Consider the following 13,466-nt stretch of genomic DNA (forward strand, 5'->3'; position numbering starts at 1 on the left):
CCTAAGGATGCTTGGGCGGCGATCTCCGCCCGGATGGAGGGCGATGATGACCCGGAACATGCGCATCGCTGCCGGCCTGATCGCGCTTGGCGCTGCGGGCGGCCTCGTCATATCGACGATGAACTATTTCTCAAACTCGAGTGGGATCAACGGCACGGGGGGCGCGCTGCTCGTCATCACCTCCAGCGCGGCGGTCATGCTTGCCGCCCTGGTACTGGCGCTGCGGCCGGGGATGCGGGGTTGGCTGCGCGGAACACTTCTCGTTCCGCTCCTGCTGGGCATTCTGGGAACCGGCCTTGCCGCCTATTTCCTGGCCAGCACGTGGCTACAAGTCGCCATGGCCATCTGCCTGATCGGTTGGATCGTCGCGATCCTTTCCCGGCGTGCCCCGACCGTCCATAGCGCAAGCATGGTGCAAGGAAAGGCATCCTCATGAAGCGAACCGTCTCATTGTGCTCCGGCCTTGCGTTGACAGCCGCGCTCGGCCTGGCGCCTGCCAACGCGCAGGACAGCACCTGGTCGACCTTCAACGGTGACCTGAAGGCGCAGAAATATTCACCCGCCGATCAGATTACGCCGCAAAATGTGGGCCAGCTTCAAAAAGCCTGGGAGGTCCACACCGGGGACGTGTCGGACGGCAGCGGCGGCGTGCCCATGTCGGTGTGGTCGGCGACGCCTCTGTTCGTCAACGACACGGTTTACGTCGGCACGCCCTTCTACAATATCGTCGCCATCGAGCCCGACACGGGCAAGGTGAAGTGGACCTATAAGAGCAAGGCGGTGCTTGAGGCGCTGACCCAGCCGGATCTTAAGAACCGCGGCGTTGCCTATTGGGAAGCGGCAAGCCCCGTTCCGGGTCAGCCCTGCCAGAAACGCATCTATATCGGCACAATGGATGCGAAGCTCCATGCCGTGGACGCAGATACCGGCCAGCCCTGCGCCGATTTCGGCAAGGGTGGAGTTCTGGACATCAATGTGTGGAACACCACCAACAACAAGTGGCCGCTGTCGATCCTGCAGCCGCCGACCGTCTACAAGGACAGGCTCTATATCGGCTGGGCGGGGAAGGACTGGGTGGAAAGCGAAGCCCCTCCGGGAACGGTCTTCGCGGTCGATGCAAGGACGGGCGAGCTGGAGTGGACGTTCGAAAGCATTCCGAAGAAGATGCAGGCCAGGACCGGCACGGCGAATGTCTGGGCCAGCATGTCCATCGATCCGGACCGCAATATCCTCTACCTGCCGATCAGTTCCCCCAGCCCGAATTTCTATGGCGGGAACCGCCTTGATCCCATTCCGCTGGCGACCTCGGTGACGGCGCTCGACACGGAGACGGGAAACGTCATCTGGAGCCGGCAGCTCGTGCACCACGATCTCTGGGATCTGGATACCAACGCACCGCCGACGCTTGTGGATATCGACAAAGACGGCCAGGTGATCCCTGCGTTGGTGCAGACATCAAAGCAGGGCTTTCTCTACGTCCTCAACCGCTATACGGGCGAGCCTGTGTATCCGATCGAGGAGCGGCCGGTTCCCGCCTCAGATGCGGCGGGGGAGATGGCGGCCAAGACGCAGCCCTTCGTGGAGCGCCCGCAGCCGCTCGTTGATGCAGAATGGCCGGGCGTGTTCTGGCTGGCCGACGCGCTGAGCTTCGGCTATTGCAGCCGTAAGTTGAAGGAGCTCCGCTACGAAGGCCGGTTTACGCCGCCCAGCCTGCAGGGAACGCTCGTCTATCCGCCGACGGTCGGCGGCGTGGAATGGGGCGGTGGTGCGGTGGATCCGGAGAGCCAGACTTTCGTGGTCAATCACTCCCATGTCGTCCAGATCTACCAGCTCATTCCCAGGGAACAATACAATAAGGATGTCGAGGATCGGGCGCACCAGCTCGGTGGCCTCGCGCCGATGAACGACAGCCCCTATGGCTTCCGCCTGACGACGTTCCTCAATCCGCTGGGCATGCCCTGCTGGAACCCGCCTTACGGAGAGCTTTCCGCCTATGATCTGAAGACCGGCGATCTGTTGTGGCGCAAGCCCATGGGCGCCGTCCAGAAATGGGGCTTCTACATGCCCGATTCCTGGGGCTCGGTGACTATCGGCGGCCCGGTGGTCACGAAGGGCGGTCTCGTCTTCATCGGCGCCTCCATGGACGCGAAAGTGCGCGCCTTCGATCAGAAGACCGGGGAGCTGCTATGGAAGGCGCAGGTGGAAGCTCCGGCTGTCGCCCTGCCTGCCATATACACTTATAAGGGAAAGCAGTATGTGGTCTTCGTGGCCGGCGGCAACTCGATCCTGACGCCGCGCGTAGGCGACCAGGTCATCGCCTTCACCTTGCCGGACGCGAACTGACCAAGGACGTCCCCGCGGAGCAGCACATCGTGGAGACAGGCCATGCCGCCGGGCCTGGCCTGTTTCCTAGACCGCCGATCCTGCCTACCTGTCGTCCTGGTCCGGCATGGCCACGAAGATCAGCACGGCGATGATCGTGATGAAGAAGCGAAAGGCGGATTCGATGCCGTTCCAGGTTTGCGACATCCACATCCCGAACCATTCGCCGCCGACCGACATGAACCCGACCTGCCAGACAAGGAAGCCGACGGCGAGGCCTGCGATCGCCCACTTCTTCGAGCGGTTGAAGGAACGCGCGTCGGTGCCCAGGTGCCCGAGCATGCTGAACGCGCCGATCCAGCACAGGATCGCGGTCAGCGTCTCCGCCGCGATGATGAAGTTGTAGGCGACGTGGTGCAGCACCGGGCTGGTGATCGCGCGGTATTTGATGGTCGCATCCGGGAAGATCGTGTCCATCATCAACACGTGCTGCACGAAGGCGAAATTGGTGCCGTAATCGGTGATGTTGCCGAAGGAAACCAGCGTTGCAAAGAAGGCGATGGCGGCAACGAATGCGGTTTTGCTCAAGCGGGTGATCAGCATGTTTTGCTCCCAAGACCGGTCTCGCTTGATACTGGTGCCGCCGGGTTAAGACAGCATTAGCTGGAGCCTGGAGTTCCCAGGCAATGTCCAGAGTCACCCCGACCCTTGACACCGCCATGTCTCTGCCGCACCTTGAAGTGGTCAGGCCAATTGACCGCTTACGGGAGGAGCGTTAGGGGGCAATGCCTCTTCAAGCCATCGAACCGCGCCGGCTCTACCGCCAGGTTGCCGATCAGCTAGGTCAGCTGATCGACCGGGGCGAGTATGCGATTGGCGACCGCCTTCCCAGCGAGCGCGAGCTCGCCGACCGGCTCGGCATCTCACGCCCCACGGTGCGCGAGGCGTTGATCGCGCTGGAGGTCCAGGGGCGGGTGCGGATTCGGGTCGGCTCCGGCATCTATGTCACGGCACCGCCGCATGCCGGCGCGCCTGACGACGAGAATGGCGAAGGCCCATTCGAGCTTCTGAGAGCTCGCGAATTCCTCGAATCTGCCATCGCGGCGGAAGCGGCGCGTTCGGCCCGCGCGGATCATGTGGCGCGGCTGGATGACGTGCTGAAGAGAATGAAAACCAGCCGGCGTCCTTCCGAGGAGGTCATTGACCTCGACCGCGAATTCCACACGGCCATGGCCGAGATCTTGGGCAATGCGGTCCTTGTGCGTGTCGTCAGGGAACTGTTCGACGAGCGCATGAACCCGTATTTCCAGCGCCTTTCCAGCTATTTCGAGAACCGCCAATCCTGGGACGCCGCCTGGAATGAGCATGGCGAGATACGCGATGCGGTGGCCGCGCACGACCCGGAAAAGGCAAAGGCGGCGATGGAGCGGCATTTGCGCCAGTCCCAACTGAGATTTTCGCGCAGCTTCGCGGAAACGTCCGCTGCCAGGGAGGTGGCGGAACACTGAGCACGGCCCGGAGAACCGGCCGAACATTGTTGATGAAGACAGGGAGGAAATGATGCGTTTCACATATGCGAAACTTCTTGGGGCTGTAGCGGCGCTGGCCATGTCTGGAGTGGCCGCCTCTGCGCAGACGGCGCTCAAATGGGCGCATGTTTACGAGACCTCCGAGCCCTTCCACACCGAATCCGTCTGGGCAGCCGAGGAAATCGAGAAGCGCACCGAAGGGCGCTACACCATCGACGTGTTCCCGGCTTCGCAGCTGGGCAAGGAGTCTGACATCAATCAGGGCCTGACGCTGGGGACCGTGGACATCATCATCTCCGGCTCGAGCTTCGCCGCGCGCGAGTTCCCGCGGATCGGCGTCACCTATTTTCCCTTCATCTTCCGCGACGCCAACCACCTGCTCGCCTATACGAAATCCGACAAGTACAAGGAGCTGACGGCCGGCTACGAGGAGGCGTCGGGGCACCACATCACCGCCACCACCTATTACGGCACGCGGCACACCACCTCGAACCGGCCGATCGAGAAATGCGCGGACATGCAGGGCCTCAAGATGCGTGTGCCGGACGTGCCGGCCTATCTCGCGATGCCGCGCGCTTGCGGTGCCAACACCACGCCGATCGCCTTCGCCGAAGTCTATCTCGCCCTGCAGCAGGGAACGGTCGAAGCGCAGGAGAACCCGCTGACCACGATCGAGGCCAAGAAATTCTACGAGGTGCAGAAACACATCGTGCTGACCGGCCATATCGTCGATCACCTGAACACGATCGTGTCGCAGACGCGCTGGTCCCAGCTTTCCGACGAGGACAAGGCGATCTTCACGGAAGTGATGCAGGAGGCTGCCAAGCGCGCGACTGACAAGATCGTCGCGCGCGAGACGGAGCTGGTCAAGGAGTTCAAGGAGAGGGGCCTCACCGTGACGGAGGTCGACCGCGCCGACTTCGAGAAGGCCGTGATGGAGAAGGTCACCTTCGAGGAATTCGGCTATGAGAAGGCCGATTGGGAGGCGATCCGCGCCGTCCAGTAGCGGCGGGGCGGCCTCATCCTCACCCGGCGCCGCTCGGCGCCGGGTTCCCTTTGACCCGGAGTCGCCGATGAACGAAGAGGTCCACACGCAGATCACGGCGGAGGAGATCGCGCACGCCTTCGAGGAGCAGGCCGCGCCTGCCGATCTTTCCCGCTACGCGGTCGAGGACTGGGTAACGTTGGTCGTCTTCTGGGGAATGGCGGCCTGCGTGTTCCTGCAATTCTTCACCCGCTATGTCCTCAACAACAGTTTCGCCTGGACCGAGGAGATCGCGATCAACTGCCTGGTTGTCGTGGTCTTCCTCGGTGCGGTGATGTGCACGCGGATGATGCGGCACATCCATGTGGATATCGTCTACCGGTATCTGCCGGCGCCGGCGGGACGGCTTCTCGCCCTTGCGGTCAGCCTCATAACCATCGCCTTCTTCGCTTACATGTCCTGGCTCCTGTGGCGTTACACCGCCGTCGTCCACCGCGAGCGGATGGTGACGATCGATCTGCCGCGCAACATCGTCTTCTATTCGGTATTCGCCGGCTTTGTGCTGATGCTCCTGCGCCAGATCCAGGTCTTTGTCGCCGATATCCGGCGCGGCTATTCGATCCTCGAGCGCCCCGCTGCGTTCGACGAATACGGAGCCTGAACCATGCTGCTCCTGATCGGCTCCTTCGTCCTTCTGATGATCCTCGGCGTGCCCGTGGCCGTTTCGATGGCCTCCGCATCCCTTCTTTATCTCGTGATCTACGGTGTGGCGCCCGACATCATCGCCGCCCAGCGCATGATCGCGGGGGTCGAAAGCTTTCCGCTGCTCGCCGTGCCCTTCTTCATCCTCGCCGGCAATCTCATGAACACAGCTGGCGTCACCGGACGCATCTATACCTTCGCGCTAGCGGTCGTTGGCTGGATGAAGGGCGGCCTGGCGCAGGTGAACATCCTGGGCTCGGTCGTCTTTGCCGGAATGTCCGGCGCGGCGCTCGCCGATGCCGCGGGCCTTGGTACCGTGGAGATCAAGGCGATGCGTGATCATGGCTACCCGGTAGAGGCGGCGGTCGGCGTGACCGCGGCGTCTTCCACGCTGGGCCCGATCTTCCCGCCGTCGCTGCCTTTCGTGATCTACGGCATGATGGCCAACGTCTCGATCGGCGCGCTCTTCATGGCGGGGATCCTGCCCGGCCTTGTCATGATGCTCCTGATGATGGCAACGGTGGCCTTCTTCGCCTATCGCCGCGGCTGGGGCTCGGACACGCCGTTCAGTCTGCGCCGGCTCGCGGCCGCTTCAGCCGAGGTGCTCGTGGTCGCCGCCTTCCCGGTCGCCGTGTACCTGCTGGTGGCGGCGGGCCTGTCGCCCAATCTCGCCGTGATCATCGCCCTGGTCGCTCTGGTCCTGCTCGACTGGTATTTCGATTTTTCCGCCGTCATGGCCCTGATGACGCCGGTTATCCTGATCGGCGGCATGACGATGGGCTGGTTCACGCCCACGGAAGCGGCGGTGGCTGCGGTGATCTGGTCGCTCTTCCTCGGGCTGGTTCGCTATCGCTCGATGACGCTCCGCTCGCTCGCCAAGGCCAGCTTTGACACGATCGAGACGACCGCCTCCGTTCTTTTCATCGTCACGGCCGCGTCCATCTTCGCCTGGCTGCTCACAGTCAGCCAGGCGGCCCAGTATTTCTCCGATCTCGTCTTCTCGCTCACCGACAACAAATGGGTCTTCCTGATCCTGGTGAACGTGCTGCTCCTGGCGCTTGGCTGCTTCCTCGATACCATCGCGGCGATCACCATCATGGTTCCCATCCTGATGCCGATCATCGCGAAATTCGAGATCGATCCGGTTCATTTCGGGCTGGTGCTGACGCTCAACCTGATGATCGGTCTGCTGACGCCGCCGGTGGGCGTCGTCATGTTCGTTCTTTCGCGCATCGCGAAGCTCTCCATCGAGCGGACGACGATGGCGATCCTGCCCTGGCTGGTCCCGCTGCTTGCCGCGCTGCTGATCATCACCTTCTTTCCGGCCCTGTCGCTGTGGCTGCCGACGCAACTGGGACTGATCCGATGAATATGGCTGTCGCAGCCACCCTCTTCGGGCCGGAGGATCTGCGCATGGTCGAGCACCCGGTAGGGGAGCTTGCGCCGGGCATGGTGCGGGTGCGCTTTGGCGCCGGCGGCATCTGTGGCTCGGACATGCACTATTTCCGCCATGCCCGCACGGGCGACTTCGTCGTTGCCTCGCCGCTCATCCTCGGACACGAGATCGCCGGCGAGATCGTCGAGATCAACGGCGACGCCAACGGCCTCCAGGTAGGCGACCGCGTGGCCGTCAATCCCTCGCGCTGGTGCGGCCACTGCTCGCGCTGCGGTGAAGGCCGCGCCAATCTCTGCGAGAATATCTATTTCATGGGCTCGGCGTCGAAGACGCCGCACATGCAGGGCGGCTTCGCCACCATTTTCGACGCGACGCCCGCTCAATGCGTGAAGGTGCCGGACCATGTCCCCTTTGCCGCCGCAGCCCTTGCCGAGCCGCTGGCGGTCAGTCTCCACGCGGTCGCGCGCGCGGGGGAGGTGGCGGGCAGGGGTGCCGTCATCTTCGGAGCCGGGCCGATCGGCCTTTTGACGATGCTCGTTCTGAAGCTGAAGGGGTGCCGCAGCGTGGCCGTGGCGGATATCGCAGCGGCCCCGCTCGCCTTTGCCGGCAAGCTTGGGGCCAACCCCACGATAGACCTCTCCGAGGGCGATGAGGAATTGCGGTCGCTCATTGCAGCAAGCCCGATCGACATCGCCTTCGAAATTTCGGGCACTGCTGCAGGCCTCGCCGCGGCCATCGCTACCGTCCGGCGCGGAGGCACGGTGGTTCAGGTGGGGAACCTGCCGGGCGGCCAGATACCCGTGTCGGCAAACGCGGTGATGGCAAAGGAGCTCGACTTGAAGGGCACCTTCCGCTTCGCGGCTGAGTTCGAGGAAGCCGTAGGGCTGATCGCCCGGGGCGAGGTGGATGTCCTGAAGCTCGTCACGGCCGAACGAGCACTCCTAACCGCGCCCGACGCTTTCCGCCTCGCGCTCAACCGCTCGAAAAGCGTGAAGGTGGTGCTCACCGCCGAATGAGAATTTTCGATCGAGGCGCTGAACGCAGCCAATGTCGTGGCGTCAGCGGCTAATTTGCACGACCAGAAGCTACGTTCCGACCCGGGTGTGAACCCTGAACCGCGCCACCAGTCTCAATCCCAGGACAGCCATCGCGAAGAACATCCAGACAGGGTCCGCACGGCGGAAGAAGAAGCTCTCGAGGAAGGCGTTGAACAGGGTGAAGGCGACAACCATCATGAAGAAGTCGGCCAGAAACACGTTCTCGCGGTAGAGCGGCACGCGCAGATAGTCGCGCAGCGGAACCAGCACGAAGGCCATGATGGCCACGCCCAACGCCGGCAAGCCCATGGCGATCGCCACATCCAGATAGCTGTTGTGGCTGTGCACGATGCCGCGGATGTCCCATTCCCGGTCGAACGGGTGGTCGGAATTGACCACGATATCGGTGAGCCAGAAATTTTCAAAGCCATAACCGGTCCATGGTCGTCGCGCGATCATCTCGCCCGCAAACTCCCATAGCGTCGTGCGGCCGGTGTAGGTGAGATCAGGCGCGAGGACCGACGCCAGTTGCTTGACGGGCTCTATGAAGACGATGCCGAGCGTTGCGACCGCCATGCTGCAGACCGCCGTCATCACGAATGCCGGCACCAGGAACCGGAGGCCGAGGAGACCCGGAAAGGCGACCAGAAACGCGGCCAGGGGCACTGTCGCCGCGGTTGTCTTCGAGCCGGAATTCAACACGAAGATCATCGCCAGCACAAACATCGACCCGCCGGACAAGCGCCAGCCGCGCCGCCACAGATAGACGCCGGCAAAGGCAAGATTGGCCATGACTGGACCGGCGATGTTCTTGTGCGTGAAGAGGCCGCGCCACAGGCCCGCATGCTGTGCTTCAACCTCGCCGGCCTGGTGGATTGCCGCCCCGGGCATGGCCACGAGCCCGAAATAGGACAGGCCGAGTACGCAAAAGCCAGCAAAGACGAGCACGCGGGAAAAGCTGTCCGCATCGCGTGGTAGGGCGAGCACCGCCGCCACCGTAATGATACCGATGAGGGTGAACGCAGCACTGCGCACCGTCTCCATCGGCGCGGGCGTGTTGAGGATCGACAGGCCGAGAAAGCCGAAAAGCAGCAGCCACCACGGGCTGAGCAGCGCCAGCAGGACGCGCCGGTCCGCCAGCATCAAGAGCGCGCAGAGTGCCGCCGCCCCTACCGCGCCGAAGCCGAGCTGGTTGACGATGTCGCCGCCGCTGCCGGCCGCCGTCGGTCCGGCCGGTTGAAACGGCCGGAAAGAGATGAGGAGGATCGCAAGGAGCAGGCCCGCAACGGCTGTGGACAACTGCCCGCTCGCCAGAACCTTGGCGATGAAGGGCGACCCCCTCCTCGGACCGGCGATGTTATCGGTCGACATTGCCGAATCCGGTAAGCGTTGGGCCGATCGGAAGATGGATGAGGCACCCGAACCGCGTCATGCTCCCAGTCACCTGAGCGACCTTATCATCTCCATCACGCCTGGCTCCGCCTTTCTTCCTTCGAATTCCTCCACAATGCCGAAGGCGCCGCCATAGGACCAGATCGCCCAGGCATAACCGCGGCTCTCCGCCCGGCGGATCACGTCCCTTGCATAGGCTGCGCGCGCCGCTGCCGGAACGATGTAGGGATTGCCATATTCCTGACGGATCATGCCGAACTCGCCAAGAAAGATGTTCTGCGGCGCGACACCGTACTTCCTGGCCCAGGCATCGACGATCTCGAACGGCTCGTCGAGCAAGGCTTCGAGCTCTTCCTTCGTGTCCATTGTGGCGATCTGCTCATCGAGATAGGCGAGCATCGCGTTTCTGCGGCCCCAGGGCGCCTCGCTCCTGATCTTCTGCCGGATCGCCTCCAGGGCCGCGTCCAGCTCCGCGCGCGGGACCGCGTGGGGCGGGTAGGGCAGGCCGGTGACATACCGGATGAAGTCTCCCGCCCAAGTAGCGCCCTGCGTGGTGAGCAGGAAGGGTGCGTAGGAGTGGAAGGTCCAGATCAGGTTTTCGTCGGGAAATTCCGTGGGGTCGATCCTGGCCAGGGCCTCGGCGCCGGAGTAGCAGGCGCCACTCAGAACCAGCGTCAGCCGGGCGGCGGCGCTCCGGGCAGCCGTGTAGAGGCGCCTCAAGCGCTCCGGCCAGAGATTGGTGCCGTCTTCATCGCAGTCGATCACCGGCTCGTTCATCAGTTCGAAGGCGACCAGCGAGGAATCTTCCCCGGACAGGGTCTCCCCCATCAGGCGGACCACATCCACATAGCGGTCGAACATCCCCGCATCGTCCATCACCTCGGCCATGCCGATGGAGCGGTTGCCGCCGGCCAGGAAGAGATGCATGTCGACGACGGCTTTCAGCCCGGCTCCGTTGACCATGCGGACCGATTCCAGAACAGAGGCGAACAGCTTGTCCCGGGAGCCGGTGGTCTTCTCGGAGAGGAAAGGGGAGGGGTCGACGGGAATGCGGACAAAGTCGAAGCCAGCCTCCCTCAAGGCCTGCAGGTCGCTTTCCTTCAAGCTCTGGCGCCATTCCGGGAAAGGCAGCAGGACATCCTCTTCGCCCCAGCGTTCCTCGTCGGGCCAGGTTGTCCAGATGTCGAGATTTATGCCCCGCTTCATCGAAAAACTCGCGGCGGAGGAAGGTGCGGCTGCGCAAAGCAGCAGCGCGAAAGCGAGGAGACAGGTCTTGATGGATGCCGGCACAGATGCCATCGGTTTCGGCCTTGTTGCAGCACTCCTGTCATACCGTTCATCAAAAGGAAAGTCTGATGCCCGATTCTGGCGGGCACGAAGGCAGCGCGCGGCGTAGGGGCCGGAGTAAGGAAAACGGATGAAGGTCGCATTGCTGGGAACGGGCTTCGTCGCCGACTACTATATAACGACGCTGGTCAACCACCCGCAGGTGGAGCTTGCGGGCGCCTTCGATATCGATAGCGAGCGGCTGCGTCAGTTCTGCGACTATTATCGTGTCCGGCCCTATGCCGATCTCGACGCGCTTCTGACGGACCCCGAACCGGAGATCGTCGTCAATCTCACGCCCCCCGAACTCCATTACGAGCTCTCCTTCAGGGCGCTTCGGCACGGCAAGCACGTCTACTGCGAAAAGCCGCTGGCCATGCGCTTTGAGGAAGCGAAGGAGTTGGTGGAGTTCGCCTCCGAGCGGAACCTCACGCTCGCCGGCGCCCCCGCCAATGCGCTCAGCGCTGCCTGCAGGCTGGCCGCCGAGACGATCTCGTCCGGGAAGATCGGCAAGCCGCGCCTCGTCTATGCCGAGATGGAGGACGGGCCGGTCTTCCGCGGAAAGTGGCAGACATGGCGGTCCCGATCCGGAGCGAAGTGGCCGGGCCTGCACGAATTCGAGGTTGGCTGCACGCTCGAGCACGCGGGCTACGCGCTCTCCTGGCTCACCACCCTCTTCGGCCCCGTGGAGAAGCTGACGGCCTTCTCCGCGCTCACTTTTCCGGCCAAGGGCCCCGGCACGGACAAGGTCATGCTGGGGCCGGACTTCTCCGTAGGATGTCTGGTGTTCCGGTCGGGCGTCGTCGCGCGCCTGACCTCGGGTCTCGCCGCCCCGCGCGACCGCTCGCTGACCGTTCTGGGGGATGAGGGCACTCTTACTGTCGGCGACCTATGGGACCACCGCTCCGCAATCTTCCTGGAGCCGGCAGAGGGCGCGCGCAAAGTTTCGGTGCGCCTGGCGGATCGCTTCGAGGGATGGCTCGGAAAGGCGCTGCCCTGGAAGCCTGCGCCCGGCAGGCGGCTTGCCTATCCCGCCGATGCGGCAAAGCCCGTCCTTCCTTCCTTTCCCTCGCAGATCGATTTTGCGGCAGGCATCGCCGCCCAGGTAGACGCCATCAGGGCCGGCCGGCAGCCGGAATTCGGCGGCAGCCGCGCCCTCCATGTCACGGAGCTCGCTCTCGCCCTCAACAATGCCCGCGACCTTGAGCAGCCTTATGTCATGAAAAGCAGCTTTTGAGACGGATCAGTCGAGGCGGGCCACCGGCCCGTTGGCGCGAACCGTTTCGATGATCCTGAGCACGGCCGCGCTCTGCGCAAGCGGCATCACCGGACAGGAGGTCTCGCCGCGGCCGATCGCCTCCATGGCCGCCATGGCCTGGAACTGAAGTCCTCCGCCAGGAAAGGGGAATTCCGCGAGCCTGTGGCCGGGCATGGCGATCCGGTCCACCAGCTTCGCCGCTCGGTTGAGCCCTCTGAAATCCTGGCGAAGCAGCGGCAGCCGCCGCAGATGCGCGGAATAGACCGAGATACGCTGGGCCTTGAGGAAGGGCGCGTGGATCTGCAGGGTCCCCTCGCTGCCCTCGATGGCAAGCAAGTTGGAGCCGGTGCGATCCAGCCCGCACGAGACGGTCGCCTTCGCCCCGGGATAGAAAAGCTCGAAGCGCATCCTCAGATCCACTCCGGTCTGCACCGCCTGCCACGCGCCGGAGACGCGCTCGGGGAGCCCGAGGAAATGGATGGCGAGCGATAGCGGATAGACGCCCAGATCGAGCGCCGCCCCTCCGCCGTCGGGCGCGAAGAAGCGGCTGCCCGGCTCCTGCGGGCGGTAGTAAGACAGATCGGCGCGCAGGCTCTTCACTGTGCCGATGGCGCCTGCGAGCACTATTTCGCGTGCATGGCGGATCGCGGGCAGGAAGCGGCTCCACATCGCTTCCATCGCGAAGACGCCCTGTTCCCGGGCGGCGCTCTCTATCGCCTGCGCCTGCCCGCTCGACACGCCGACGGGTTTTTCGATCAGGACGGGCTTGCCGGCCTCTATCGCGCGCAGCGCCTGTTCGGCATGCAGCGCGTTGGGCGTGGCTATGTAGACGGCACGGATATCGGGATCGGCAAGGAGCGCGTCGAGATCACCATAGGCCTTCGTGTATGGGAATCTCTCGGCGAAGGCTTGCGCCTTGTCCGGGGAGCGTGACTGGACGGCGGCGAGCCGCGCGCCGGGGGCGTGAGCAAGATCCGCCGCGAACTGATGTGCGATCGCGCCGGTTCCGACGATTCCCCAGCCGAAGGATGTGCTATCGCCCGCGCTCTCGTTCATCTCGGCATCGGCCCCTCTTGCATCGGGCTTAATGCCTCATGCGCGCGGGTTCAAGCTCCTGCTCCGCTTGGGAAGAGGCTGCAAGCGCACCCGCACGGTCACGCATTCCACAGACACATCATGCACAAGACCAGCAATTCCGTTCCATAATTGATGTTATGCGATTTTGCCCAATGGGTGCCCTCACTGTGGTCGCCGTCGCCCTCGACGCGGCCGAGGGCGCTGACCCCCTGACGGCCGATCGGTCTGCCAGCCGAGCTTGGCTAGACATAAACCGTCTGGAGCACAGTATATTCCTTCAGGCCTTCGACACCGAACTCGACGCCGATCCCCGACGACTTCATGCCTCCGAAGGGTGCATCCGGCTGGATGGCGCCATGCTTGTTGACCCAGGCCGAGCCGCATTCAAGGCGCAGCGTGGCTTTGGGATTCGACGGACCTTCCCGCCTTTTGAACACGCGAC

Annotated in this window: 12 protein-coding genes and 1 pseudogene; 8 read left to right on the forward strand and 5 right to left on the reverse strand. The window is 63.7% G+C overall.

Translation table 11 applies throughout. From position 1 onward, the window contains the following. The first annotated feature begins 43 nt into the window (after window positions 1–43). A complete protein-coding gene (locus RIN79_RS15755) occupies window positions 44–436 on the forward strand; it encodes a hypothetical protein (protein WP_309085626.1) in 393 nt (130 codons plus the stop codon). After that, window positions 433–2,343, forward strand: coding sequence for a pyrroloquinoline quinone-dependent dehydrogenase (locus RIN79_RS15760; protein WP_309085627.1), 1,911 nt, complete (start codon window positions 433–435; stop codon window positions 2,341–2,343). Before RIN79_RS15755 ends, RIN79_RS15760 begins: the two co-directional genes overlap by 4 nt. An 84-nt stretch (window positions 2,344–2,427) precedes the next feature. Here RIN79_RS15760 and RIN79_RS15765 read toward each other — a convergent pair whose 3' ends face one another. Then, entirely contained in the window at window positions 2,428–2,925 is a 498-nt protein-coding gene (locus RIN79_RS15765) for a DUF2165 domain-containing protein (RefSeq protein ID WP_309085628.1), read from the reverse strand. A gap of 182 nt (window positions 2,926–3,107) precedes the next feature. Here RIN79_RS15765 and RIN79_RS15770 point away from each other — a divergent pair, with 182 nt between their 5' ends. From RIN79_RS15770 to RIN79_RS15790, 5 genes are all read left to right on the forward strand, one after another. Further along, window positions 3,108–3,830: a FadR/GntR family transcriptional regulator gene (locus tag RIN79_RS15770; protein WP_309085629.1), complete on the forward strand. Its 723-nt coding sequence runs from the start codon at window positions 3,108–3,110 to the stop codon at window positions 3,828–3,830. 52 nt (window positions 3,831–3,882) lie between these two features. Next, window positions 3,883–4,857 (forward strand): sialic acid TRAP transporter substrate-binding protein SiaP, encoded by a 975-nt coding sequence (locus RIN79_RS15775; RefSeq protein ID WP_309085660.1) that lies wholly within the window; start codon window positions 3,883–3,885, stop codon window positions 4,855–4,857. 67 nt (window positions 4,858–4,924) lie between these two features. Next, window positions 4,925–5,497 (forward strand): TRAP transporter small permease, encoded by a 573-nt coding sequence (locus tag RIN79_RS15780; protein WP_309085630.1) that lies wholly within the window; start codon window positions 4,925–4,927, stop codon window positions 5,495–5,497. Window positions 5,498–5,500: 3 nt separating this feature from the next. Further along, on the forward strand, window positions 5,501–6,907 hold the full coding sequence (locus RIN79_RS15785; RefSeq protein WP_309085631.1) for a TRAP transporter large permease: 1,407 nt from the start codon (window positions 5,501–5,503) through the stop codon (window positions 6,905–6,907). Next, window positions 6,904–7,950, forward strand: coding sequence for an L-idonate 5-dehydrogenase (locus RIN79_RS15790; RefSeq protein ID WP_309085632.1), 1,047 nt, complete (start codon window positions 6,904–6,906; stop codon window positions 7,948–7,950). The genes RIN79_RS15785 and RIN79_RS15790 overlap by 4 nt, the downstream gene beginning before the upstream one ends. A gap of 69 nt (window positions 7,951–8,019) precedes the next feature. Here the strand turns inward: RIN79_RS15790 and RIN79_RS15795 are convergent, their stop codons facing one another. Both RIN79_RS15795 and RIN79_RS15800 read right to left on the reverse strand, forming a co-directional pair. After that, entirely contained in the window at window positions 8,020–9,342 is a 1,323-nt protein-coding gene (locus RIN79_RS15795; RefSeq protein WP_309085633.1) for an O-antigen ligase, read from the reverse strand. Between the two features lie 69 nt (window positions 9,343–9,411). Then, on the reverse strand, window positions 9,412–10,662 hold the full coding sequence (locus RIN79_RS15800; RefSeq protein ID WP_309085634.1) for a cellulase family glycosylhydrolase: 1,251 nt from the start codon (window positions 10,660–10,662) through the stop codon (window positions 9,412–9,414). 118 nt (window positions 10,663–10,780) lie between these two features. On the opposite strand from RIN79_RS15800, the gene RIN79_RS15805 reads away from it, so the two are divergent. Next, window positions 10,781–11,926: a Gfo/Idh/MocA family oxidoreductase gene (locus tag RIN79_RS15805; protein ID WP_309085635.1), complete on the forward strand. Its 1,146-nt coding sequence runs from the start codon at window positions 10,781–10,783 to the stop codon at window positions 11,924–11,926. A 6-nt stretch (window positions 11,927–11,932) separates the two neighbouring features. On the opposite strand, the gene RIN79_RS15810 is transcribed toward RIN79_RS15805, so the two are convergent. Both RIN79_RS15810 and RIN79_RS15815 read right to left on the reverse strand, forming a co-directional pair. Further along, on the reverse strand, window positions 11,933–13,003 hold the full coding sequence (locus tag RIN79_RS15810; protein WP_309085636.1) for a Gfo/Idh/MocA family oxidoreductase: 1,071 nt from the start codon (window positions 13,001–13,003) through the stop codon (window positions 11,933–11,935). 263 nt (window positions 13,004–13,266) lie between these two features. Further along, window positions 13,267–13,419: pseudogene (locus RIN79_RS15815) on the reverse strand (aldehyde dehydrogenase family protein); the annotation flags it as partial. Between the last annotated feature and the right edge of the window lie 47 nt (window positions 13,420–13,466).

The organism is Chelativorans sp., from assembly GCF_031180965.1.
Taxonomy (GTDB): Bacteria; Pseudomonadota; Alphaproteobacteria; order Rhizobiales; family Rhizobiaceae; genus Chelativorans.

What these genes read in the sequence shown, in the direction of transcription:
- RIN79_RS15775 (WP_309085660.1), top strand. Translation starts at nt 3,883, where the DNA reads ATGCGTTTCACATATGCGAAACTTCTTGGGGCTGTAGCGGCGCTGGCC.
- RIN79_RS15795 (WP_309085633.1), bottom strand. Translation starts at nt 9,342, where the DNA reads ATGTCGACCGATAACATCGCCGGTCCGAGGAGGGGGTCGCCCTTCATC.
- RIN79_RS15765 (WP_309085628.1), bottom strand. Translation starts at nt 2,925, where the DNA reads ATGCTGATCACCCGCTTGAGCAAAACCGCATTCGTTGCCGCCATCGCC.
- RIN79_RS15785 (WP_309085631.1), top strand. Translation starts at nt 5,501, where the DNA reads ATGCTGCTCCTGATCGGCTCCTTCGTCCTTCTGATGATCCTCGGCGTG.
- RIN79_RS15800 (WP_309085634.1), bottom strand. Translation starts at nt 10,662, where the DNA reads ATGGCATCTGTGCCGGCATCCATCAAGACCTGTCTCCTCGCTTTCGCG.
- RIN79_RS15790 (WP_309085632.1), top strand. Translation starts at nt 6,904, where the DNA reads ATGAATATGGCTGTCGCAGCCACCCTCTTCGGGCCGGAGGATCTGCGC.
- RIN79_RS15755 (WP_309085626.1), top strand. Translation starts at nt 44, where the DNA reads ATGATGACCCGGAACATGCGCATCGCTGCCGGCCTGATCGCGCTTGGC.
- RIN79_RS15810 (WP_309085636.1), bottom strand. Translation starts at nt 13,003, where the DNA reads ATGAACGAGAGCGCGGGCGATAGCACATCCTTCGGCTGGGGAATCGTC.
- RIN79_RS15780 (WP_309085630.1), top strand. Translation starts at nt 4,925, where the DNA reads ATGAACGAAGAGGTCCACACGCAGATCACGGCGGAGGAGATCGCGCAC.
- RIN79_RS15770 (WP_309085629.1), top strand. Translation starts at nt 3,108, where the DNA reads ATGCCTCTTCAAGCCATCGAACCGCGCCGGCTCTACCGCCAGGTTGCC.
- RIN79_RS15760 (WP_309085627.1), top strand. Translation starts at nt 433, where the DNA reads ATGAAGCGAACCGTCTCATTGTGCTCCGGCCTTGCGTTGACAGCCGCG.
- RIN79_RS15805 (WP_309085635.1), top strand. Translation starts at nt 10,781, where the DNA reads ATGAAGGTCGCATTGCTGGGAACGGGCTTCGTCGCCGACTACTATATA.